The following is a 24,049-nucleotide window of genomic DNA, read 5'->3' as shown; positions in this document are numbered from 1 at the left end:
ATTTAAAAATAAGTCTATTCATAGATAGTTAATGATTTTGCTATTAATCTATAAGGTGTATTAACCCTATTAGCTATCTCAAAAATCCCCAGTTCTGGGGATTTTTTCGTCTTCACCTATTATATAGATTGCTGTTAGAAAACAAAACAAATTATGACGAGTGAACTCCGGCTTCTAGAAACCATTACGTTAATAAAACAAGACTATAAATCACTTAATTATTCTGAATTAATTTCTGTTTTAAAAAGTTTAAAAACCATTTCAGAACAGCAACATATATTACATAGTATTATACAATCTTTAGAAACATTAAAAACCAATGCTTTAAAGAATGAAGGTCATCTTACCAAAAGAGAGTTACAAGTTTTAAAATTAATAGGGCAAGGTATTCAAAGCAGTGGAATAGCGCACAAGTTTAACCTAAGTGTCTCAACAGTAGAAACACATCGAAAGAATATTAGAAAAAAACTAAAATTAGATGGCAAAGAAAAACTAATTGTATTTGCTATAATTTTTAATATACTTGAAGACAATTATTAAGAAGCAAAGAAAAACTAATTTCTATATTAGAGTTGCTTTCTAGTAATTATAAAATTTTAAAATCCCTATCTTTGATTGACTATTAAATCAATTTTAAGATGAAAACCTTAAAATATATCATATTCCTTCTTCTTATAGCAGGCATTGGTTTTTCAATTTATATTGCAGTTCAACCCAATTCTTTTGAAGTCTCACGAAGCAGAGTTATAAAAGCTCCAAATGCTGTTGTTTATAATAATGTTATCGATTTTAAAAATTGGGAAGCCTGGTCGGTTTGGGTTGAAAAAGATCCAGAAACCATAATTACGCTCCCTGAGAAAACGAAAGGTATTGGTGGTTCCTACAGTTGGGTAGATAGTAATGGATCTGGCACTATGAAAACCTTATCTATAACTCCAAATACTTCAATAGAACAAGAATTGCAATTTGATGATTTTGAGCCTTCAAATATCCAATGGAATTTTGAAACTACCGAAAACAATGCTACTAAAGTGACTTGGAAAATGAATAGTGACAAAGTCCCTTTTATTTTTAAAGCTTCAGCATTATTTTCTGGTGGATTTGAACAAATGATAGGTCCAGATTTTGAGCGTGGCTTAGAAAAATTGGATAGTATCGTCGTAGAAAGCACTAAACAATATTCCATTACTCAAAATGGCGTAACAGAATATGGAGGTGGTTTTTATCTATACAAAACAACCTCAGCGAATAACTCTAACATTAGTAGTACAATGGGTCAACAGTTTGGCCAAATCATAGCTTATACCATTAAAAATAATATTACTCCTAATGGTATGCCTTTTACCATCTATGAAAATATGGATTTAGAAGATGGAAATGTAATTATGAGCCAAGCTATACCTGTAGCAAGTAAAATTACTATTACAGATGATAGCAATATTATATCTGGGTTTATACCAAAAATTAAAGTTTTAAAAGCAACTTTAAAAGGCAACTACACTTATCTAAGTGAAGCCTGGGCGCAAGTAATGAAATATATAGCAGACAATAACATTGAACAGACCGATGTAAAACCTTTTGAAATTTATATTACTGACCCAGATAATTATCCAAACCCTGCCGATTGGATTACAGAAATCTACATTCCAATTAAATAAACACATGAAACAACTCGTATTAGTATTTATTGGCGGTGGTTTTGGTAGTGTTTTACGTTATGGTATTGGCAAATGGCTAAATAATACTGAAAATGGAATTCCGTATGGTACGTTTGCAGCTAATATTTTGGGCAGTTTACTTATTGGTCTTATACTTGGGTTTGCAGCAAAAAACGACACATTAACTTCTAATCAAACTTTGTTGTTAGCTACAGGGTTTTGTGGCGGATTTACCACATTTTCAACGTTTGCTTATGAAAACCATGTATTTTTAAAAACTGGTGATTTTACCAGTTTTGCATTTTATACAATTGCTAGTTTTATTATAGGCTTTTTAGCTGTTTTTTTAGGCTTGTACTTATCTAAATAGTCTAATGCTTTTTATAATTTTTCATACCTGCTTCTACTTTAGTAGCTAGATAATTTTCGCGAGGTACTATTGGGCAAGAAAATCCCTCGTTATAAACGCAATAAGGGTTATATGTTGTATTAAAATCAATGATTATAGTATCTCCCTCTGGAATTCTTCCTTCTACATAACGTCCACCTCCATAGCTAGTATCTCCATTAGTGTCATCTAAATACGGAATAAATAAATAATCAACATATTCTGGATCATCTAAAATATCAATGTTCTGGTAGATCTTCAATTCATGTGCTGCTCCATTCATTTCAAAAGTCATTATCCCATATTGCCTATAATTAGCCAATCGACTTGTCGTTGTTTTCATTTTAAATGGCTGCGCATCTGGAGTACGAATTAACTTTGCTGTAACTACATATGCTGAATCGAACTTAAAAAAATCTAGACCTTCAAATGTCTTTAAATCTTTGTTTTTCAATGGTGATTTAGAAGCATCTTTAAATTCTGCATTCATCTTTCGTTGCCATTCAGTTTCTCCTTGAACAATTCTTTTGTTTTGAGAACAGCTAAGTTGCAAACACATTAAAGCTAAAAGTGCTATTCGCTGCATAATATCATTTTTTATAACTCAAAAATACAACTTCTTAAAAATTATTGTAGTTTTGAAGTGTAAAACAAAAAATCAATGCGTCATATCGTCACAATTTATAAGCAACAATGTACCTCTTTACTTAGAAAGAGCCGGACAACTTATATATTATGATGATATAACTATAACATATTTCAATATAAAAGATCCGGCAAAATTGCCGGATTTTTTATTTTATAACAATTATTAATCATGAAAAAACTTTACTCAAACTACATTGAATCTTTTAAAGGATTATCTACTGAGATTTGGTATCTCTCTCTAATAAGCTTAATTAATAGAGCCGGAACCATGGTAATTCCTTTTCTTTCATTATATCTAAAAAAAGATTTAGGTTACAATGAAGATGATATTAGCTGGATTTTAGCTTGTTTTGGTATTGGATCTGTTATTGGATCTTGGTTAGGCGGAAAACTTACTGATGTTTTTGGTTTTTATAAAGTAATGGTCTTAAGTCTGTTTGTAACAGGTTTATGCTTTATTGGATTGCAATACATTGACACTTTTTGGGGATTATGTTTAGGTATATTATTAACAATGTCTGTTGCAGATAGTTTTAGACCTGCAATTTTTGTAGCCGTAAAAGCATATAGCAAACCCGAAAATACGACTAGATCTATAGGCTTGCTTAGACTTGCTATAAATGCAGGAATGGGTATTGGACCAACGCTTGCTGGTTTAATCATTGTTACAAAAGGTTACAATATTCTATTTTGGATAGATGGAATTACATGTATTACTGCTATAATATTATTTTATTTTTTAGTAAAAGAGCCTTTAGAAAAGACCCTTGAAAAAAGAAAAGAATATAAAAAACTTAACAAAAACAGCGCATATAAAGATGTCTCATTTTGGATTCATTCTCTAATATGTTTTCTTTTTGGAATGGCCTTTTTTCAATTAATCTCTGCATTACCGCTATACTATAATGAGATCTTTCAACTCAATGAATTTAAAATTGGTATGCTAATGTTAGTTAATATATTAATTATAGTTGTTTTTGAAATGCCTCTGCTTAATTACCTCGAGAAACGAGCTATTCCAGTAACTAAATTTATACTTATTTCATGTGCTTTATTATGTATAAGTTATTTAGTGCTTTATCAAAATTTTTGGATTGGTATTCTATTTATTAGCATGGTATTATTAACATTTAGTGAAATGTTAGGTTTCCCTTATACTAATAAATTTGTATTATCACGTGCTAAAGAAGGTTTAGAAGGAAGCTATATGGCAATGTATACTATATCGTTTTCAATAGCCCATATTTTTAGTCCTAAAATTAGTCTTAGTCTTATTTATAATTATGGCTACCAAGTTAATTGGTTATTTACTGCTGGTTATGGTTTATTAGGAATTATACTATCATACTGGTTGCAAAACGCGTAAAACAAAATTTATAATGAACTTAAATCAAATAACACTTCCATCAATTGATGTTGAAAAAGCAACTGCTTTTTACAAGCAAATGGGTTTTAATCTTATTGTAGAAGCTTTACCGCGCTATGTAAGATTTGAATCTGCATCTGGTGATTCTACGTTTTCAATTCATCGTGTTGATGCCTTACCAAAAGGTGAAGGCATCAACATCTATTTTGAAGACAATAACTTGGACGCGCTTGTAAAACAACTTCAAGAAAAAGACATTATATTTACACAAGAGCCTGAAGATAAACCATGGTTATGGCGCGAAGCACATTTATATGATCCTGATGGCAATAAAATTATTATTTACAATGCAGGAGAAAATCGAAAAAATCCGCCTTGGAGAATTAATTAATGATGTTAGGTTGAGCAGTCATATCGAGCGCAGTCGAGATGCAAAACTTATTTCGGGTAATTAAAATTTTAATTTATAAGGTTTCCGTTAACAGGGAAATGAAAATATATTTTAAATGAATAGATTAATATATGCTGTATTAGTAGTACTTATATTTAGCTGTAATTCTTCGGAAGAAAAGAAAAATATTCAAAGTGATAAAAAGACCCTAAATCAAGTTCAGGATATAAAACTAGAACCCAACCGTTACAACGTAGCGTTTTTAATTATGGAAGGTGTTTACAATACTGAACTCACTGCGCCTTATGATATTTTTCAACATACTATTTTTAGAGATAGTATAAAAGCAATGAATGTCTTTACAGTTGCTAATACGGACGAGTCAATTACCACCTTTGAAGGCATACGTTTGCTTCCTGATTTTAATTATTTACAAGACAAGTTGCCTAAAATTGACATCTTAGTGGTTCCTAGTGCAGAACATCATTTAGATACCGATCTCGATGATGAAGCGATGATAAACTTTGTAAAAGAAGTGGATAAGGAAGCGCTATTTATAACTTCGCATTGCGACGGTGCTTTTGTATTAGCAAAAGCAGGGTTACTAGACAATTCAGTATCAACAACATTCCCTAGTGACATTGATAAAATGCGAGACATGTTTCCTGATCTAGATATTCGAAAAGAAGTTCTTTTCGTTCACGACGGGAAATACATTACCTCTGCCGGAGGTGCCAAAAGTTTTGAAGCTGCTTTATATTTAGCAGAACATTTATACGGTAAAGAAATTGCACGTTCTCTTGCTGGTGGTTTGGTCATTGACTGGGATTTAGAAGAGGTGCCACATTTAGTAATAGAATAAAAACGACCTGCAAGGTTTCAAAAACCTTGTAGGTCTATATCGATAATAGCTTATCATGAAAGAAAAATGGAAAAAACTTCCCATATTTAAAAAAGCCATGGAGCTTCAAAAGCTAGTAGATCATATTGTTAAGGTAGTTGAAAATACAGAAATTCAACCTGAACATGAGATTGAAAAAGAAATGATTAAGCATAATCTAAATTATTTAAGAGAAAATTCATTAATCATTCCTGCAAAAATCGCTGGAGTAGCAGACGAAGATATGTTGTATGACATAAAAATGGAAAATGCAGCCATTATTCATAAAGCTGCTCGAGAATTGATTACCGATGCTCGAGATATACAAATGCATGGTTTTAAAGACATTGAATATTTAGATCTGCTCAGAAATGAAGTTGATGAGTTCAGAATACTCTTTTCCGAATGGGTAAAAACCTTTGATTGCTGGAACTATAGCATTGATCGATGGGGTTTATTCAATCCACCAGGAATAAACTATGATGACAAAGATCCTGATGATGACCGACCTTTTCAAAACCCTTTTTATGATATAGAATAATTAATCATCAACCAATGATGAATGAGAAACAAAATTATCCCATATAACCCAGAATTAAAGTTATTAGCTCGGCAACTAAGAAAAAATAGTACTTTAACTGAAGTCTTATTGTGGCAAAATCTTAAGAAAAGAGCACTTGAAGTTCAGTTTCACAGACAAGTTCCAATGTTAAATTATATAGTTGATTTTTATTGTCATGAAATTGGTTTGGCTATAGAAATTGACGGAAAAAGTCATGATCATAGTTTTATATATGATGCAAAACGACAAGGCGAAATTGAAGCATATGGCGTTCAATTTTTACGCTTTTCAAATGAAGAAGTCAAGACAAACATGTTTAGTGTGCTATTAGTGATTGAAGAAAAAGTTAAAGCGCTTTTAAATTGACACCCCTAAAGTCCCCTCAAGGGGACAGGATCCTAATACGTTTCTTTATAATGTCCCCTTGAGGGGACTTTAGGGGTGTTTTTCAAATTTTATTACATTTATATCCAACAAGTTAAAACGATTAAATTAATGATCAAGTTTTTCAGAAAAATACGTCAAACGATGATTAAAGAAAATAAATTTTCAAAGTACCTATTATATGCCATAGGTGAGATCATTTTGGTGGTCATTGGCATTTTAATCGCACTTCAAATTAATAACAACAATGAACATAAACAGCAAAAACAATTAGAACGCAGTTTACTTCTTGAAATGAAAGAAAATCTTGCTCTTGACTTAAGTGATATTCGTTCAAATATTGATGCTGATACAAAAACGCTTAGATCTAACGAGATTGTTTTAACTCAATTAGAAAACAAATTACCATTTCACGATTCGTTAAGACCTCATTATGGTCAACTTTCAAATGGCACAGTTCTCGTAAAAAATAGTTCTGCATACGAAAATCTAAAAACCTTTGGAGTTAATCTTATTTCAAATGATGAGTTAAGACGAAAAATTACAAATTTATATACTGCTAGATATGATTATTTAGATGGTTTGAATAACCGCATCTCTAATGAATTTTTATTGGGTCAATTCAGACCAATGTTGTTTAAAGCACTCAAATCTAAAAGTGTTTTGGTAGACGCTGCACCTTATAATTTAGAAGAACTCTACACGAATAATAGCTTCCTAGAAGTTTTAAAATTTGAGATATTTTTAAAACACGAATTGATAGCATTGTACAAACAAATAGAAAAAGAAATTATTGAAATACAAGAATTGATAGATAAAGAATTAAAAAATGATTAAATTCTTTTGTCATTCTGAACTTACTTGTGCTGAATTTTCTTCTGTATTTCAGAATCTAATCACAAACAAGCTAAGATGTTGAAATAATCTCGACAGCCATCGGGACAACATGACAGCCCTTAAACTTTTACGGCTAATTATAAATCCTTAATTTTATCAATCTTAATATTCTAGGTTACATCAAAACAAATTCTATGACACTAACAAAACGATTTCTTACAACTGGAATCTTTACACTATTAATATCAGTTACAACATTTTCACAAGATTATTTTTTTAAAGACAAAGCACCTTTTAATGCTAGTATTCCTTCACCTGAAACCTTTTTAGGCTATGGTATTGGTGAGCAACATACACGTCATGATCAAATTGTGGCCTATTTGTATAAACTTGCTGAAGTTTCAGATAGAGCTACCATTGAAGTTTACGGAAAAACACATGAAGGCAGAAAACTGGTGATACTTACGGTTTCTAACCCTGATAATCTTTCAAATTTAGAAACAATTAAAACTAAACATTTACAGTTTGTAGACCCTAATAAAAGCCCTAGTAATTATGACGATGTCCCTGTTTTTATCCAATTAGGTTATAATGTACATGGTAATGAACCTTCAAGCTCAGAAGCTGCATTACTTACAGCATACACACTTGTTGCTTCTAATAGCTCTGAAGTTCAAAACTATTTAAATAAAAGTATCGTATTTATAGATCCTACAATAAACCCAGATGGGAGAGATCGACATACGCAATGGGCAAATCAATATAAATCAAATCCTTTAGTTTCGGATAATATAGATGCCGAACATAATGAAGCTTGGCCGCGAGGAAGAACCAATCATTTTTGGTTTGATTTAAACAGAGATTGGTTATTAGCGGTACACCCTGAAAGTCAAGGGAAATTAAAATGGTTTCATAACTGGTATCCTAATGTAGTTACTGATTTTCATGAAATGGGAACCAATAGCAATTATTTCTTTGAACCAATGAAACCAATAGGTTCTCAAGACCCGATAATGCCTAAAGAAAATTATGAAGACCTCAACAATCTATTTGCACCGTATTACGCCAATGCTTTAGATAATATTGGGTCTTTATACTATACCAAAGAAGCTTTTGATGGTACATATCCAGGTTATGGATCTTCATATCCTGATTTGCAAGGAGCTTTAGCTTTATTGTTTGAGCAAGCAAGCTCTAGAGGTCATGTACAAGATACCGATTATGGAAAAATAACATTTCCGTTTACCATACGCAATCAGTATACCTCAAGTATAGCCACTATAAAAGCTGCTGTAGAAAACAAAGTGCAATTACGCAAATACCAACAAGATTTTTTTAAATCTGCTGTTGCTAATTCTACAAAATCCGGAGTTTCTGCTTATGAATTTGGAGATACTCATGACAAAAACAGAACCAAAGCTTTCCTAGATTTATTATTAAAGCACAAAATCAAAGTCTATAAAGCTAAAGATAAATTTCAAGTACCATTAAAACAACCGCAACAACGCATGGTACAAACCATCTTCGAAACCTATAGTAAATATAGAGATAGTGTGTTTTATGATGCTTCTGCTTGGTCAGTCGCCAACTTTTATAATATGCCGTATAAAGGGTTAAAATCTTCAAAGCTAGGTGAAGAAATTACGGAGGTTTCAAATATTGTTTCTAATACACAAGTCACAAAATCAGAATACGCTTATATTATGGATTGGGACGATTACAATGCACCTTCTGCATTGTATTATATGCAATCTAAAGGTGTAAAAGCATCTTCTGCATTTAAGCCATTTTCTGCTAATACCAATAACGGTATACAGTCTTTTAATTATGGTGCTGTTATGATTCCTGTGAGTAAGCAAAAATTATCTAGTAGTGAAGTTTATGCTATAATTAAAGAAGCTCAACAAAACTATAATGTACCTGTGTATTCTACAAATACAGGGTTTAGTATTAAAGGTATTGATTTAGGTAGTAATAATTTTAGAACAATAGCAACACCTAAAGCAGCATTATTAATAGGTGAAGGCGTTAATAGTTATGAAGCTGGGGAAGTATGGCATTTATTAGATACCAGAATACACATGCCAATAACAAAAATTAGAATGACTAACTTTAATCGTGCTAATTTAGATAAATACAATACACTAGTGATGGTTTCTGGTGGCTATAGTCAATTAGATTCTATTCAAAAACAACGATTAAAATCTTGGACAGCTAAAGGTAATACATTAATTACTATTGCTGGAGCTTCAAGATGGGCAATAAACAGCAAGTTGGTAAACGAAAAGCTAACTCAAAAGCCCAAAGACAGTTCTAAAACTAAAACGGAAAGGTTGCCTTATGTTGATGCTTCAGAACATATAGGAAGAGAGCAATTGGGAGGCGCAATATTTAATGTAAATTTAGATATTACACATCCCCTTGGGTTTGGTTATCAACGTAATGAATTACCCGTATACAAAAATAATAACGTATATCTTTCACCTAGTAAAAATCCATATTCTACAGTAGCAAAATACACCAAAGACCCGCATGTCGATGGCTTTATATCTAATAAAAATTTGGAAACATTTATTAAACCATCTGCATCGCTTATTGTAAGTCCTTTAGGTGGTGGACGTGTTGTTCTTTTTGCTGATAATCCTAATTTTAGAGGCGCTTGGTATGGTACTAATCGCTTGTTTGTAAACGCTTTGTTTTTGGGTAATCAAATATTTATTCCAAGAAGTTTTAACTAAACTAAACCCTATGAAACCTTATATTCTTTTAGTCGCTCTTATATTTTCTTTTTCATCTTTTGCACAAGATGACTATTTGGGTGAAGGTCCATTTCCTCAACTTATAATTAGAGGTGTTACACTTATAAGTGGAGATGGTGCACCACCAAGAGGTCCAATTGATATCGTGGTAGAAAATAATAAGATTGTTAACATACAAGTTGTAGGCTATCCTGGAGTTGAGATTGACGAGTCTAAACGTCCTAAATTAAAAGCAGGCGGAAAAGAATTAGATGCAAATGGCATGTATGTATTGCCAGGTTTTATAGATATGCATGCCCATATAGGCGGAACAGGTCAAGGTGCTGATTGGGAATACGTTTTTAAACTTTGGATGGCACATGGTGTGACTACAGTAAGAGAAGTTGGTGGGCGTGGTTTGGATTGGTCTGTAGATATGAAAAAGAAAAGTGACGCACATAAAATTGTAGCACCTCGTATTATTACTTTTACAAGATTTGGTCAAAAAAATCCAGATTTTAATCCGCTTAATGATGTGCCAATTACTACACCAGAAATGGCTAGACAATGGGTGCGTGCTAATGCTAAACGTGGTGCAGATGGCATTAAGTTTTTTGGAGCCGAACCCGATATTATGACGGCAGCTTTGGACGAAAATAAAAAACTAGGGCTAGGTTCTGCTGCACACCATGCTCAATTAAGTGTTGCACGATGGAATGTCTTGCATTCGGCTAGAGCTGGATTAACCTCTATGGAACATTGGTATGGCTTACCAGAAGCTTTATTTGAAGACAAAACCATACAAGATTATCCACTAGATTATAATTATCAAAACGAACAACACCGTTTTGAAGAAGCTGGTAAACTTTGGCAACAAGCTGCAAAACCCTATTCTGAGCATTGGAATATTGTAATGAATGAATTATTAGAGTTAGATTTCACATTAGATCCTACGTTTAATATCTATGAAGCCAGCAGGGATTTACAACGTGCACGTCGTGCAGAATGGCATGAAGATTACACGCTACCATCACTTTGGAAATTTTACGAGCCCAGTAAAATTTCTCACGGATCGTATTGGCACGATTGGGGAACAGAGCAAGAAGTAGCGTGGAAACAAAATTTTCAGCTTTGGATGACTTTTATTAACGAATATAAAAATCGTGGTGGTCGTGTGACAACAGGTTCTGACTCTGGGTTTATTTATCAACTCTATGGGTTTGCATACATACGTGAGTTAGAATTATTACGTGAAGCAGGTTTTCATCCATTAGAAGTCATTAAATCAGCAACGTTTAATGGAGCTGAAGCATTAGGTATGGATGATAAAATTGGATCTATACAAATAGGAAAATTAGCAGATTTTGTAATCGTAGAAGAAAACCCTTTAGCAAATTTAAAAGTGCTTTATGGTACTGGAGCTATCAAATTGACAGACGACAACGAAGTTGTTCGTGTTGGAGGCGTAAAGTATACCATTAAAGATGGTGTTATTTATGATGCAAAACGCTTACTTAAAGATGTAAAGGATATGGTCGATGCTGAGAAAGCAAAAACCAATTGGACATTAAAACAACCTGGAGTTAAAGATTAAACTTATTTTAAAGGAGTAATATCATTATAATCTACAACATGAGATAATACTATCTGAGTTTTAGTTTCTCCATATACAATAAGCTGATCGATAAAATCTTCGAGGTGTTTTTGGTTTTTTAAAACCACTTCCATTACAATGTTTTCGTTGCCCGTGATTCTGTAGCAATTAATGACTTCGTTATAAATTTTTACTTTTTCAAGGAATGGTTTTAACATCCCCATAAAAGCACGCAACGTTATTATAGCTTTTAGTTGATAGCCTGCTTCTGCAGGAGACACAACAGCATGATAACCTTGAATAATACCTATGTCCTCCATTTTTTTTATACGTTCTGAAACTGCTGGTGAGCTCAAGCCTATAATCTTACCTATCTCTACGTTAGACATGCGTGCATTACGTTGTAAGCATTTTAAAATTTGCCAATTCAGCGGATCTATATTCATTTAATGTTTTTTACGTGAAATACTTTAATATTTAAATCAAATATAGCGATTTGATTTAATATCAAATTCAGAAGTTCACTTCTTGTCATTAAATTTGTATCAGTTTAATAGAAAATGATTAACACTATACCATCTTATTTTTCTGATATGCCGCTTTATAATAAGGCTATGGATATTATTGTGTTATCGCAAAATATTTCTACATATCTAAATCAGGACTTGAATTATATCGATGATGATGGCCGTGAAGATCCAAATATTTATTTTTCTGGAGATATTGTTCAACAATCGAATTCTCTTGCACCAGAAATTATGAATGCTGAACGTGAAAAATTTTCTGAAAAGAAATACAAGCACATTGAGCGTATAGATCGTTTAACTTCGCTTTTATATAAAAATTGCAAACGTCTAGAAAAAGCAAATAGTAATGGTAAAGATTACTTATCTATTTTAAGAACTGAATTAAAAACATTCAGATTACTTAAAAACAATTGGATGTTAACACTTTAATCTTCTTTTAAAATTCTGGCATTACTCATAAATGAATTTTGATAATTTGCCATTTTGGAATTCATAGTATCAGAAATAATTATAAACTGACACTTATCTACACTTTCAGTCAAACGCAAAATTATATTATGAATATTGTTTCTCACTATATAACCTGCATCTTCAACCGCTAATAATTTTATTTGCCCCAAGTGTACCCAATTTTTAAAATATAATTTACTTAAACGTGCAGGAGTAGCAATTAAAATGTCTGTACCTACATATATTTCATCACGCTGTTTTTCTATATCATATGCATCGTAAACTGTATAAGCCCTCAAGTTTGTATGCTTAGTAAATGTTACAAATTGCTCCTTTAAGTCTAATGCTTTTTGTTTGGTTTCAACAAAAATTAATGCTCGAGGAGAATCTTCAAAAGCTTCAGCTTTCAGTTTATGAATGGTATTAATAATTAGTGCTGTGGTTTTACCACTTCCCGTTGGAGCAATAACATAAGCATCTGCTCCACCTTTTAAAACAGGTAAGACTTTTTTTTGAAGTGTATTAGAATCTTTAATACCTATATTATCTATCGCTTCTTTTAATAATGGATGTAATTTTTTTAATGACATTTTATGTTTGTAAGTGGTACAATGAACGTATATAGGTAATCCTATTGTTTTATAACTTATTAGATTTACTTATTTAGCTTAAAAATTAATATTGATCTTAGATTTAATCATTTTTTCTATTCTATTCTTATTAATAAAAAATCTAATAACGATAAACATTATTAATACCCAGGAAATACCACCTATTACAAAACCTAATGCTGAACTGCCTACAATTTCTCCCAACCATAATGAAAAGGCAATAGCACCAAACACTAATCCAATACTAATAATTAAAAACCCTGTAATTAATTTTACTATTGAATATATAATGTTAGATAAAGAAAGTACAACGGTTCTTAACCCGCTTTTAATTTGGTCTTTTACATAAAGCTTACCTTCTAAAAGTAATCTGTTTATTGTATCTAAACCTAAGTTTTTAAAAAACTGTAATAAATAATGAATAATCTTTTTTGATTGTTCGTCTTTTTTAATATCTCTCTCTAAAGTTTTTTCTGCTGATTTAATTGCTTCTAAAAGAATCGATTTTACAATTTTACTATCCATAACATCACTTCTAAGTTAATACTTGTCGGGTAAGATAAGTGAAAAATTAATAAAGCATAAATTATCGTTCAAATCAAGTCGTTATATTATGACATACCTCGACCGTGCTCAGCATATACAATTCACACAATTTTTATGAAAACAAAAAGTGGTTCTCTACTTACATATTCCTACGATACTGACCGCCAACCTCAAATAAAGCCGATGTAATCTGCCCTAAAGAACACACTTTACAAACTTCCATTAAAGCTTCAAAAATATTTTGATTACTTATTGCTTTTTGTTGCAATTCATGCAATAAATCATCTGTCTTATGCGCACTATGAAGGTTTTCTAATATCTTAATTTGATATTGTTTTTCATCTTCAGTAGCTCTAATGACTTCTTTAGGTACAACTGTTGGTGAACCCTTGCTACTTAAAAATGTATTTACACCTATAATTGGAAACTCTCCGTTATGTTTCAACGTTTCATAATACAAACTTTCTTCTTGTATTTTAGAACGTTGGTACATGGTTTCCATAGCACCTAATACTCCACCACGTTCTGTAATACGATCGAATTCTGTTAAAACAGCTTCTTCAACTAAGTCTGTTAATTCTTCAATAATGAAAGATCCTTGAATAGGATTTTCATTCTTCGCTAAACCTAATTCCTTATTAATAATTAGTTGAATTGCCATGGCGCGACGTACAGACTCTTCTGTTGGCGTTGTAATCGCTTCATCATATGCATTTGTATGTAACGAATTACAATTGTCATAAATAGCATATAAGGCTTGAAGCGTAGTACGTATATCGTTAAAGTCAATTTCTTGTGCATGCAAACTACGTCCAGAAGTCTGGATGTGATATTTTAACATCTGCGCTCTAGAATTTGCGCCATATTTATGTTTTAATGCTTTTGCCCATATTTTACGAGCTACACGACCAATTACTGCATATTCTGGATCTATTCCGTTTGAGAAAAAGAACGATAAATTTGGACCAAATTTATTGATATCCATACCTCTACTCAAATAGTATTCTACATAAGTAAATCCATTTGATAAGGTTAATGCTAATTGCGTAATTGGGTTGGCACCTGCTTCGGCAATATGATACCCAGAAATAGAAACCGAATAAAAATTACGAACATTATTCTCAATAAAATACTCTTGCACATCTCCCATTAATCGCAACGCAAATTCCGTTGAAAATATACAGGTGTTTTGCGCTTGATCTTCTTTTAATATATCTGCTTGTACTGTACCCCTAACCTGAGCAATTGTTTTAGTTTTAATATCTAAATAGACATCTGCTGGTAATACTTGATCACCTGTAACACCTAAAAGCATTAAACCTAAACCATTATTACCTTCTGGAAGTTCCCCATTATATCTTGGGCGTTCTTTACCTTTGTAGAGTTTAGCAATCTTATTTTCTACTTCTTTTTCTAAACCATTCTCTTTAATGTAAATCTCACATTGTTGATCTATGGCAGCATTCATAAAGAAACCTAACAACATTGGTGCTGGCCCATTAATGGTCATACTCACAGAGGTCATCACGTTTGCTAAATCAAAACCTGAATAAAGTTTCTTAGCATCGTCTAAACAACAAATAGAGACTCCTGCATTACCAATTTTACCATAAATATCTGGTCTTAAATCTGGATCGTTACCATATAGCGTTACACTATCAAAAGCAGTTGATAAACGTTTTGCTGGTAAACCCATACTTACGTAATGAAAACGTTTGTTTGTACGTTCTGGTCCACCTTCACCAGCAAACATACGTGCTGGATCTTCTCCTGTTCTCTTAAAAGGATATAATCCTGAAGCATACGGAAATTCTCCTGGAACATTTTCTTGCAAGCACCATCTTAAAATATCTCCCCAAGCTTGATACTTAGGTAAAGCTACTTTTGGTATTTGCGTATGCGATAATGACTCGGTATGCGTTTCTATTTTTATTTCTTTATCTCTTACTTTAAAAGAATAGATTGGGTTTTTATATTTATTTACTTTTTCATCCCAACCTGTAATCACTTCCCAATTGTATGGGTCTAAGTTTAGTTTTACACGATCGAATTCTTTAATTAAAAGATTTAAAAACTCTCTTGTGGTGTCATCCTGAACTTGATTCAGGATCTCATCTTCATTTAACCCTAATTTCCCAATAAAAGACCTTTCGACTGCGCTCAAGGAGACATTCCCTACAGAACAAATCGTTTTATAAATACCATATAATTTCTGAGCAACCTCAACTTGTTCATTTGCTTTCTTATCATAAGCACGATTGTTCTCTGCTATCTCAGATAAATAACGTGTTCTACTCGGTGGAATCACAAAAATCTTCTCGCTCATTTCCTTCGAAATCTCGAAAGTCGATTTTAACTCTGAGTCTGCTTTTTCAACCAATTTATCCATAATGGCTTTGTAAAGCGTATTCATTCCTGGATCATTAAATTGCGAAGCTATTGTGCCATATACTGGTAATTGATCTTGCGGAATATCCCAAAGGTTATTATTACGCATATATTGTTTTTTCACATCGCGTAACGCATCTAAAGAACCACGTTTATCAAACTTGTTAATCGCTACCAAGTCAGCAAAATCTAACATATCGATTTTCTCTAACTGAGTTGCTGCACCAAATTCTGGTGTCATTACATATAAAGCCACATCACTGTGCTCCATGATCTCAGTATCTGACTGACCAATACCAGAAGTTTCTAATATAATTAAATCGTATTCTGCGGCTTTTAAAACCTCAATAGCTTCATTAACATATTTAGATAATGCTAAGTTAGATTGACGTGTTGCCAAACTACGCATATAAACACGTGGTGAGTTAATTGCATTCATACGAATACGATCTCCTAATAACGCACCTCCTGTTTTTCGTTTTGAAGGATCAACAGAAACAAGACCTATTGTTTTCTCAGGAAAATCAATTAGAAAGCGTCGCACTAATTCATCTACTAAAGACGATTTTCCTGCACCACCTGTTCCTGTTATACCAAGAACTGGTGTCTTTGACGTCTTATTTTTATTATGAATCGTTTCTAAAGCATCTTTTGCAACTTCTGGAAAATTCTCTGCTGCGGAAATGACTCTAGCAATTGCTTTAGGGTTTTTATCTTGAAGAATTTTAACTTCAGCATTTAAACTATCACCTATTGCATAATCCGATTGTTTTACCAAATCGTTAATCATCCCTTGCAAACCAAGTTCTCTTCCATCATCTGGCGAATAGATTCTGGTAATACCATAATCCATTAAATCTTTGATTTCTTCAGGTAGAATAACTCCTCCTCCACCTCCAAAGATTTTTATATGACCTGCACCTTTTTCATTCAGCAAGTCATACATATATTTAAAATACTCATTATGACCTCCTTGATAAGACGTCATCGCAATGGCATTAGCATCTTCTTGAATTGCTGTATTAACAACTTCTTCAACACTTCTATCATGGCCAAGATGAATCACCTCTACACCAGTAGATTGTATAATGCGGCGCATAATGTTTATCGCTGCATCATGCCCATCAAAGAGTGATGCTGCGGTTACTATACGTACTTTATATTTTGGTTTATATGGTGCGACTTGTATCATTCGTAATGAGGTTGCTTAATTGAGCTGCAAATTTACGGAATATTGAAAAACATATTGCATCTATTAAGAATATTATAAGGAGTTACAATCTAAGAATATTCTTTTTTTTGAAATATTAAACTTGAAGTTTATAATAAAAATAGTATTGAACAATTATTTTTCACTATTAAAGTGACTTTTTTAAAACATTAGTTTCTTAATTATATTAAGATATTTTCATCTATAACATATATCTTTACTTTATAAAAAATCTCAAAAACCATGATTAAAAGAACTATTGTACTATTCTTTATTTTAAGTCTAACTGCATGTGCAGAATTACAACAAGTTGTCAATCAATTACCCCAAGATAGTAGCGTGTTAAGCAATACAGATATTGCTACTGGACTAAGACAAGCATTAGACTTAGGTATAGACAAACAAGTTAGCAAATTGACACAAAAAGATGGTTTTTTTAAAAACGAATTAGTTAAAATTTTATTACCAGAAGAATTACAAAAAGTAGATAAAGCGTTACGAAAAATAGGATTAAGTTCATTAGCTGATGATGGATTAAAGATATTAAACAGAGCTGCTGAAGATGCCGTAAAAGAAGCTACTCCTATATTTGTAAATGCGGTTAAAGGCATTACGTTTAATGATGCTAAAAATATTTTATTAGGTGAAGATAATGCGGCAACTCTATATCTAAATTCTAGAACAGAAACAGATTTATACAATAAATTTAAGCCTGTCATTCAACAATCTTTTAGTAAAGTCGGTGCGGATAAGATATGGACTAATCTTATTACCAAGTATAATGCTATTCCTCTAACTAATAATGTTAATCCTAATTTAACAGATTATGTCACTGGTGAAGCTTTAAAAGGTGTATATACAATGATAGCTCTTGAGGAAAAAGAAATACGTAATAAAGTATCTTCTAGAACAACAGATTTATTAAGAAAAGTATTTGCTTTACAAGATTAGAAATCTATTTTGTTTAACTTTTTTATCAATATTTCGATTTATTAGACAAAATATTAAACAAAATATAGTTTTATATAGTTTTTTTGGTATACCTTTATTCTATTAAAATCAATAACCGTTTTGTCAGGCGAAGATAAATTACTCCAAAGAATGCATAAACTAAGGCAAAAATACCTTTTGCTTATAGAAGATGCTTATAATTATAGACAAATAGATCATAGCCTGAGCGATATTGCTGAATATCGATCTATTAAAATTTTAAACAGAATTAATGAACTTAAATTTGTTGTCAAAGACACACAATATAATTAAGTTATCGTTTTCTTTTATACAAACCATCAAAAGCTACTACAACAGGTTTTCCTTTTGTAAATGTTTCCCATAATTGACGCACCGTACCATCATCATTTTTTGTCCAAGTAATCTGATGATAAAATGTGTCTCCCGTTTTATTAATCTCATCATCGGTTCTTAAAATCATTTGATTCCCAATTTTATTTCCTTTGAGGTGAAGACTTCCACCTTGGTTATCAATCCATATTTGCTCCCAGCGTTTTAATTTAGCATTATAAAAGTTATTACTTGTACCTGTATAACCCGGCGTATTACTTATCCAATTTTCTTGAAGTATACAATTACCTTGTATTTTAGTTATTGTATTTGTGCCTGCCAAAGATCCATCGGCGTTAGTTACACTCCATTCTCCTTCCCAAAAATTGAATTGATTATGATTTTCTGTACAACACTTACAAGTATTATTCTGAGAGAAAGTATACATTACCAATAACAGAAGCATTGAAGTTAAATATATGCGTTTCATAATTGACTAGTTTCCATAAAATTATTAAACTTATACTTAATCATCTACTAACATTGTGTTAACATTATTACCAATAAATCTTTTGATATTTGTACCATAAAAGAGAAACACACTCCTTTAGTTAAGTTAGTTGTTAGTTAGTACAAAAGTCGATATACCAATATCGACTTTTTTTAATATAAATTCAATCTCAATGTTTTAAAGTAATTAAAGGCCTCAATTAGTCGAGAGCCATACCATGAAAAATATTCTCCATCGACTAATACTACTTTTAAATTACTAGATAGCAATTCTAACTCTTCTTTATGTTTTTCTTTAAATGGAAATGGTTCACTAGATAATAAAACCAAATCTGGTTTTATTTGAGAAGACATAATATTTATATCTATTTCTGGATAACGCTCTAAATGTCCATATACATTTTTAAATTTATTGATCTCTAATAAATGATTAATAAACGTGTGTTTTGCAGCTACCATCCATGGGGTTTTCCAAATAAAGTAAGCGACTTTTAATTCTGGTTTATTTGCTATGTATGTTTTAAAACTTTCCAATTGAATTTTAATTTGAGATACAATGTCTGTTGCATTGTTTTTACAATCAAATATCTCACCATAGACTTTAATTAAATCTAAACCATCATCTAAAGTATAGATATCACTCATATGTACTGGAGCTATTTGCTCCATTTGCTGAAGAATTTCTAAAGAATTTTCCTCTTTATTACATAGTATAATATCTGGATTCAATGCTTTTACCTTTTCAACATGAACTTGCTTTGTACCGCCGACTATAGTTTTAGATTTCAATAAATGACTGGGATGTACACAGAATTTAGTAATGCCCAAAATATTAGATTCTAAGCCCAAATCAACCAATAATTCTGTTTGACTTGGTACTAAACTAACAATACGTTTTGGAGTGTTAACCAAATTAATCGTTCTATTAAGTTGATCTTTAAATACCATAGAACGTAGAAACCTTTATTATGATATTATTTGTTTCATTTGAAGTTGTAAATCTTCAGCTTTTTTAGCAGCAGCTTCTGCAAAATCTTGGTCATTTGATGCATAGATAATTCCTCTCGAAGAGTTAATCAACAATCCAACAGAATCATTCATTCCGTATTTACAAACGTCTTGAAGATTACCTCCTTGAGCTCCAACTCCTGGTACTAACAAAAAAGAATCTGGTACAATTTTGCGAATATCTGCTAAATATTCTGCTTTGGTTGCACCAACAACATACATTAAATTTTCTGAATTCTGCCAGGTTTTAGACGTTTCTAAAACTTGTTTATAGACTTCCATGTCATTAACCATTTTGGTCTGAAAGTCAAAAGCACCCGCATTAGATGTTAATGCTAAAAGAATGGTATGCTTATTTTTAAAAGCTAAAAAAGGTTCTACGGAATCTTTTCCCATATAGGGCGCAACGGTAACACTATCAAAACTTAAATCTTCAAAAAAGGCTTTTGCATACATCGTACTTGTATTACCTATATCGCCACGTTTGGCATCTGCTATAGTAAAGATTTCAGGATGATTTTTGTTAAGATAATTTATAGTTTTCTCTAAAGCTTTCCAACCTTTAATGCCATAAGCTTCATAAAATGCTGTATTTGGTTTATAGGCTACGCATAAATGATGTGTTGCATCTATAATCGCTTTATTAAAAGCAAAAATGGGATCGTCTTCTTTTAATAAGTGTTTTGGGATTTTATTTAAATCTACATCTAACCCTATACAGAGAAAGGATTGTTTTTTTTGGATTTGTTCTATGAGTTGGTTTGTTGTCATTTTTGTCATTCCTGCAAATGCAGGAATCTAATTATTTAAAACTTAATACTATTATGAGATTCCTGCATTCGCAGGAATGACAGATCTATATCACATCATCATTAGCCTTCAACAACTCTGTGTTTTCAGCTAACATTAATTCGTCTATTATTTTTTGAATATCCCCATTTATAATATTAGACAAATCATATAGAGTTAACCCTATTCTATGATCTGTAACACGTCCTTGGGGATAATTATAGGTTCTAATCTTTGCACTACGGTCTCCAGAAGACACCATACTTTTACGTTTCTCAGAATCTGCTGCACGTTGTTTTTCTAACTCACGCTCATATAAACGAGAACGTAATACCTTAAGTGCTTTTTCTAAGTTTTTATGCGATGATTTTTGATCTTGACAACTTACAATCATTCCCGTAGGTTCATGATGTAACTTAATAGCCGAATATGTAGTGTTTACTGACTGACCTCCTGGGCCTGTTGATGTTGTACGCTCTATACGAACTTCGGTCATATCTAATTCAAAATCGATTTCTTCAGCTTCTGGCAAAACCATAACCGTTGCCGCACTAGTATGCACACGACCTTGAGTTTCAGTCTGTGGTACACGTTGTACACGATGCACACCAGCTTCAAACTTCATAGTTCCATAGACATCTTCTCCTGAAACTTCGAAAATAATTTCTTTAAATCCACCAGAAGTACCTTCACTCATATTTACCACATCTACACTCCACTTTTTATCACTGCAATATTTAGAATACATACGGTATAAATCCCCTGCAAAAATACTTGCTTCATCACCACCTGTTCCTGCACGTACCTCTACTACAACGTTTTTAGCATCATCTGGATCTTTAGGAATTAGCAAAAAGCGAATATCTTCTTCTATTTTTGGCAATTGTGCTTTAGAGTCTTCTAGCTGCATCTTTGCCATTTCTGTCATTTCAGCATCAGATCCATCGGCAATAATTTCTTCAGCTTCTGTAATGTTATCTAATAACTCTTTATATATAATGCCTTTATCTACAATAATCTTAAGGTCTTTATACTCTTTATTAAGTTTTATATATCGTTTTTGATCCGAAATTATATCTGGTTGTATAATTAGGTCATTAACCTCATCGAAACGTTGCTTTACGATCTGAATTTTCTCTAACATTTATCTACAAAATTGTTACGCAAAAGTACGATAATTTATCAATTTTAAATTGCCTGTTTTAAGCACATATCAACAGTGAAAAATAATTATAAAGAATAAGCGTTAACACATGTATATGCAGAGACTCCTAACTATACTTGCATTTTACAAACCATTTGTAGTTTGGTCATTTGCTGTTAATGCACTAATGGGATTTTTTAATCCGCATCTTGCACCAGCTATAGTGACTAAATTGTTCCTTACGGTTTTTGTATGGTATTATGTAAGTGAAACTAACGCCAAACGCAAGCTTACGTTTTATAAAAATTTAGGAATTTCTACTTTTAAGCTATTTTCTTCCTTATTTTTAGTGGATATTATCTTAACGATTAGCTTTCTATTAGTTTTTAAGGAATTTACTTAATTAATAAATACTCATCATTATGAGTTTAAATTATTTTCTGTTAAAAAATGCATCTATTTATTTGATGCTTCAAAATAAAAATAAACCATAACTTAGCTATGATTAATTTTTCTTTTTCGCCTAAAACCAAAATCTGTAGTTTTTCTCTAGAAAAAACTCAAACTCATAATGATATTTGAACTCGATAATGTAGAACTTTACTTTAAAAGCAAACGCATTTTAAATGGCATTTACCTAAAGGCAGAAACTGGCATGGTTACTGGTATTTTAGGAAGTAATGGCTGCGGAAAAAGTTGTTTATTAAATATTGCATTTGGCAATCTTAAAGCAAAATATCAACTTATTAGATTAGACAGCAAACCCATTATAAAACCATTATATAATACAGGATTAGTAAAATTTTTACCTCAACATCATTTTATACCAAATGGTATGAAACTTAAAAAAGCCTTTCAATTGTTTCAATTAAATTGGAAAGATTTTATATCTAAATTTGAAATCTTTACTGGTTTTGAAAATCAAAAATTCATAAACCTATCTGGTGGTGAACGACGGCTTATAGAAACCTACATTATCTTAAAAAGCGAAAGTAAAATAGTATTATTAGATGAACCTTTTTCTCATTTAGCACCATTACATATTGAAAGCATTAAGCAATTAATTATTGAAGAAAAACAACACAAAGCTATTATTATTAGCGATCATATGTATCGGCATATTATAGATTTATCTGATGCTATATATCTTCTTAAAAATAGCACAACAAAATTAATTGATAATATTAAAGAGCTTGAAGATTATAAGTATTTGAGTGTTGGAAGTCTTTCATAATATTAAAACACATCAATTTTTATAAAACTGCTAAAAGTGAGTTTTATAATAGTACTTTTCTTTTTTAACTATCTTTGATTACTAACCAATTAACAATGATAAAATTCTTCCGTAAAATTCGTCAAAAGCTCATTTCTGAAAATAAAAGCGGTAAATACTTTAAATATGCCATTGGAGAAGTTATTCTAGTTGTCATTGGTATTCTTATAGCACTTGCTATAAATAATTGGAATACTCAAAGAATAAATGACAAGCGTAATAATGAGCTTTTAATAAAGCTATCTAAGGAATTAGATCTAAACATAGAACGTGCAATATTATTAGATACTACCGGCGATAGTTTTGGAGATCGACTAATCTTTTCTGACAGTTTACTTAATATTTTAGATAGAGGCATTCGAATAGAGGACTTAGATTATATGCAGAGTCAGCTTATTTTCTATGTTAATACCTTTAATTTAAACACCTCTGTATTTGAAGAATTAAAAAATACTGCAAGCCTTTATTCTATAGGATCAGATCATCTAGTCACCGAAATTCAACGCTACTATCAATTATGTGATAGAGAATCGTTTTATAATTTAAATTATAGTGATAGAGCGAATAGTCTTTTAGATAAATGTAATGAAGGTTGGTATGATTTTAAATATATGTATAGGCAAAATCCTGAGAATGCTATAAAATATCACCAGTGGTTATTTAACCCGAGAGCTAAAGATTATATTTATTTTAGGCAATTTGTAAATTATGTCAAAATTCATAGCGAGTTAATCTTAAATAAGTTAAAGGGCATTATTAAAAAATCTGAAGAATTAAAAAAAATGATTGCTGAAGAACAGAAATCTCTTTGATTTCTTCTTGAGTATTATTAGCAATTTACAGAAAGTAAAAGTATTAAAATACCT

26 protein-coding genes are annotated in these 24,049 nt (G+C 31.6%); 17 read left to right on the top strand and 9 right to left on the bottom strand.

Translation table 11 applies throughout. The annotated features are described in order from the left end of the window. The first annotated feature begins 153 nt into the window (after positions 1 to 153). The 3 genes from K8Z87_RS07835 (at position 154) to crcB (ending at position 2,028) form a co-directional block, all read left to right on the top strand. Positions 154 to 540 (top strand): LuxR C-terminal-related transcriptional regulator, encoded by a 387-nt coding sequence (locus tag K8Z87_RS07835; RefSeq protein WP_227476941.1) that lies wholly within the window; start codon positions 154 to 156, stop codon positions 538 to 540. A 98-nt stretch (positions 541 to 638) separates the two neighbouring features. Beyond that, a complete protein-coding gene (locus K8Z87_RS07830; RefSeq protein WP_227476940.1) occupies positions 639 to 1,658 on the top strand; it encodes an SRPBCC family protein in 1,020 nt (339 codons plus the stop codon). A gap of 4 nt (positions 1,659 to 1,662) precedes the next feature. After that, the gene (gene crcB, locus K8Z87_RS07825) at positions 1,663 to 2,028 is read left to right on the top strand and encodes a fluoride efflux transporter CrcB (protein WP_227476939.1); all 366 of its coding nucleotides are present in this window, start codon (positions 1,663 to 1,665) and stop codon (positions 2,026 to 2,028) included. A 1-nt stretch (position 2,029) separates the two neighbouring features. On the opposite strand, the gene K8Z87_RS07820 is transcribed toward crcB, so the two are convergent. Beyond that, positions 2,030 to 2,632 (bottom strand): DUF1684 domain-containing protein, encoded by a 603-nt coding sequence (locus K8Z87_RS07820; protein ID WP_227476938.1) that lies wholly within the window; start codon positions 2,630 to 2,632, stop codon positions 2,030 to 2,032. Between the two features lie 231 nt (positions 2,633 to 2,863). Here K8Z87_RS07820 and K8Z87_RS07815 point away from each other — a divergent pair, with 231 nt between their 5' ends. The 8 genes from K8Z87_RS07815 (at position 2,864) to K8Z87_RS07780 (ending at position 11,446) form a co-directional block, all read left to right on the top strand. After that, the gene (locus tag K8Z87_RS07815; protein WP_227476937.1) at positions 2,864 to 4,060 is read left to right on the top strand and encodes an MDR family MFS transporter; all 1,197 of its coding nucleotides are present in this window, start codon (positions 2,864 to 2,866) and stop codon (positions 4,058 to 4,060) included. Between the two features lie 13 nt (positions 4,061 to 4,073). Next, the gene (locus K8Z87_RS07810) at positions 4,074 to 4,451 is read left to right on the top strand and encodes a VOC family protein (protein WP_227476936.1); all 378 of its coding nucleotides are present in this window, start codon (positions 4,074 to 4,076) and stop codon (positions 4,449 to 4,451) included. Positions 4,452 to 4,566: 115 nt separating this feature from the next. Next, positions 4,567 to 5,313: a DJ-1/PfpI family protein gene (locus tag K8Z87_RS07805; protein ID WP_227476935.1), complete on the top strand. Its 747-nt coding sequence runs from the start codon at positions 4,567 to 4,569 to the stop codon at positions 5,311 to 5,313. 55 nt (positions 5,314 to 5,368) lie between these two features. Continuing rightward, positions 5,369 to 5,872: a hypothetical protein gene (locus tag K8Z87_RS07800; protein WP_227476934.1), complete on the top strand. Its 504-nt coding sequence runs from the start codon at positions 5,369 to 5,371 to the stop codon at positions 5,870 to 5,872. A gap of 21 nt (positions 5,873 to 5,893) precedes the next feature. Beyond that, a complete protein-coding gene (locus K8Z87_RS07795) occupies positions 5,894 to 6,259 on the top strand; it encodes an endonuclease domain-containing protein (RefSeq protein ID WP_227476933.1) in 366 nt (121 codons plus the stop codon). Positions 6,260 to 6,388: 129 nt separating this feature from the next. Then, positions 6,389 to 7,114: a DUF6090 family protein gene (locus tag K8Z87_RS07790; RefSeq protein WP_227476932.1), complete on the top strand. Its 726-nt coding sequence runs from the start codon at positions 6,389 to 6,391 to the stop codon at positions 7,112 to 7,114. A 194-nt stretch (positions 7,115 to 7,308) separates the two neighbouring features. After that, positions 7,309 to 9,852, top strand: coding sequence for a M14 family zinc carboxypeptidase (locus tag K8Z87_RS07785; RefSeq protein WP_227476931.1), 2,544 nt, complete (start codon positions 7,309 to 7,311; stop codon positions 9,850 to 9,852). 10 nt (positions 9,853 to 9,862) lie between these two features. Continuing rightward, positions 9,863 to 11,446, top strand: a complete 1,584-nt coding sequence (locus K8Z87_RS07780; protein WP_227476930.1) for an amidohydrolase family protein — start codon at positions 9,863 to 9,865, stop codon at positions 11,444 to 11,446. Between the two features lie 2 nt (positions 11,447 to 11,448). Here the strand turns inward: K8Z87_RS07780 and K8Z87_RS07775 are convergent, their stop codons facing one another. Next, a complete protein-coding gene (locus tag K8Z87_RS07775) occupies positions 11,449 to 11,892 on the bottom strand; it encodes an Lrp/AsnC family transcriptional regulator (protein ID WP_227476929.1) in 444 nt (147 codons plus the stop codon). Between the two features lie 114 nt (positions 11,893 to 12,006). Between K8Z87_RS07775 and K8Z87_RS07770 the strand changes: the two genes are divergently transcribed. Next, on the top strand, positions 12,007 to 12,402 hold the full coding sequence (locus K8Z87_RS07770; protein ID WP_227476928.1) for a hypothetical protein: 396 nt from the start codon (positions 12,007 to 12,009) through the stop codon (positions 12,400 to 12,402). Here K8Z87_RS07770 and K8Z87_RS07765 read toward each other — a convergent pair. The 3 genes from K8Z87_RS07765 to K8Z87_RS07755 all read right to left on the bottom strand — a co-directional run bounded on the left by K8Z87_RS07765 (position 12,399) and on the right by K8Z87_RS07755 (position 17,160). Then, a complete protein-coding gene (locus K8Z87_RS07765) occupies positions 12,399 to 13,013 on the bottom strand; it encodes a DEAD/DEAH box helicase (protein ID WP_227476927.1) in 615 nt (204 codons plus the stop codon). The two genes, K8Z87_RS07770 and K8Z87_RS07765, sit on opposite strands and share 4 nt — an antisense overlap. A gap of 78 nt (positions 13,014 to 13,091) precedes the next feature. Next, positions 13,092 to 13,559: a hypothetical protein gene (locus K8Z87_RS07760; protein WP_227476926.1), complete on the bottom strand. Its 468-nt coding sequence runs from the start codon at positions 13,557 to 13,559 to the stop codon at positions 13,092 to 13,094. Between the two features lie 160 nt (positions 13,560 to 13,719). Next, on the bottom strand, positions 13,720 to 17,160 hold the full coding sequence (locus K8Z87_RS07755) for a methylmalonyl-CoA mutase family protein (RefSeq protein WP_227476925.1): 3,441 nt from the start codon (positions 17,158 to 17,160) through the stop codon (positions 13,720 to 13,722). A 261-nt stretch (positions 17,161 to 17,421) separates the two neighbouring features. On the opposite strand from K8Z87_RS07755, the gene K8Z87_RS07750 reads away from it, so the two are divergent. Continuing rightward, positions 17,422 to 18,129: a DUF4197 domain-containing protein gene (locus K8Z87_RS07750; RefSeq protein WP_227476924.1), complete on the top strand. Its 708-nt coding sequence runs from the start codon at positions 17,422 to 17,424 to the stop codon at positions 18,127 to 18,129. 150 nt (positions 18,130 to 18,279) lie between these two features. After that, entirely contained in the window at positions 18,280 to 18,441 is a 162-nt protein-coding gene (locus K8Z87_RS14020) for a Lacal_2735 family protein (protein ID WP_227476998.1), read from the top strand. Between the two features lies 1 nt (position 18,442). Here K8Z87_RS14020 and K8Z87_RS07745 read toward each other — a convergent pair whose 3' ends face one another. The 4 genes from K8Z87_RS07745 to prfA all read right to left on the bottom strand — a co-directional run bounded on the left by K8Z87_RS07745 (position 18,443) and on the right by prfA (position 21,910). Further along, the gene (locus K8Z87_RS07745) at positions 18,443 to 18,949 is read right to left on the bottom strand and encodes a hypothetical protein (RefSeq protein ID WP_227476923.1); all 507 of its coding nucleotides are present in this window, start codon (positions 18,947 to 18,949) and stop codon (positions 18,443 to 18,445) included. Positions 18,950 to 19,122: 173 nt separating this feature from the next. Then, on the bottom strand, positions 19,123 to 19,917 hold the full coding sequence (locus K8Z87_RS07740; RefSeq protein WP_227476922.1) for an ABC transporter substrate-binding protein: 795 nt from the start codon (positions 19,915 to 19,917) through the stop codon (positions 19,123 to 19,125). Positions 19,918 to 19,935: 18 nt separating this feature from the next. Continuing rightward, entirely contained in the window at positions 19,936 to 20,748 is an 813-nt protein-coding gene (gene pyrF / locus K8Z87_RS07735) for an orotidine-5'-phosphate decarboxylase (protein WP_227476921.1), read from the bottom strand. Between the two features lie 85 nt (positions 20,749 to 20,833). Further along, the gene (prfA, locus tag K8Z87_RS07730; RefSeq protein WP_227476920.1) at positions 20,834 to 21,910 is read right to left on the bottom strand and encodes a peptide chain release factor 1; all 1,077 of its coding nucleotides are present in this window, start codon (positions 21,908 to 21,910) and stop codon (positions 20,834 to 20,836) included. Positions 21,911 to 22,025: 115 nt separating this feature from the next. On the opposite strand from prfA, the gene K8Z87_RS07725 reads away from it, so the two are divergent. The 3 genes from K8Z87_RS07725 to K8Z87_RS07715 all read left to right on the top strand — a co-directional run bounded on the left by K8Z87_RS07725 (position 22,026) and on the right by K8Z87_RS07715 (position 23,995). Further along, positions 22,026 to 22,313, top strand: a complete 288-nt coding sequence (locus K8Z87_RS07725) for a hypothetical protein (RefSeq protein WP_227476919.1) — start codon at positions 22,026 to 22,028, stop codon at positions 22,311 to 22,313. A 168-nt stretch (positions 22,314 to 22,481) separates the two neighbouring features. Continuing rightward, positions 22,482 to 23,144, top strand: coding sequence for an ATP-binding cassette domain-containing protein (locus K8Z87_RS07720; RefSeq protein ID WP_227476918.1), 663 nt, complete (start codon positions 22,482 to 22,484; stop codon positions 23,142 to 23,144). Between the two features lie 95 nt (positions 23,145 to 23,239). Then, entirely contained in the window at positions 23,240 to 23,995 is a 756-nt protein-coding gene (locus K8Z87_RS07715; protein WP_227476917.1) for a DUF6090 family protein, read from the top strand. Positions 23,996 to 24,049: the final 54 nt, after the last annotated feature.

It is taken from the genome of Winogradskyella immobilis (assembly GCF_021887715.1).
Taxonomy (GTDB): Bacteria; Bacteroidota; Bacteroidia; order Flavobacteriales; family Flavobacteriaceae; genus Winogradskyella; species Winogradskyella immobilis.
The sequence above is the reverse complement of the archived record's forward strand: the minus strand, read 5'-3'. Positions and strand labels throughout refer to the sequence as shown.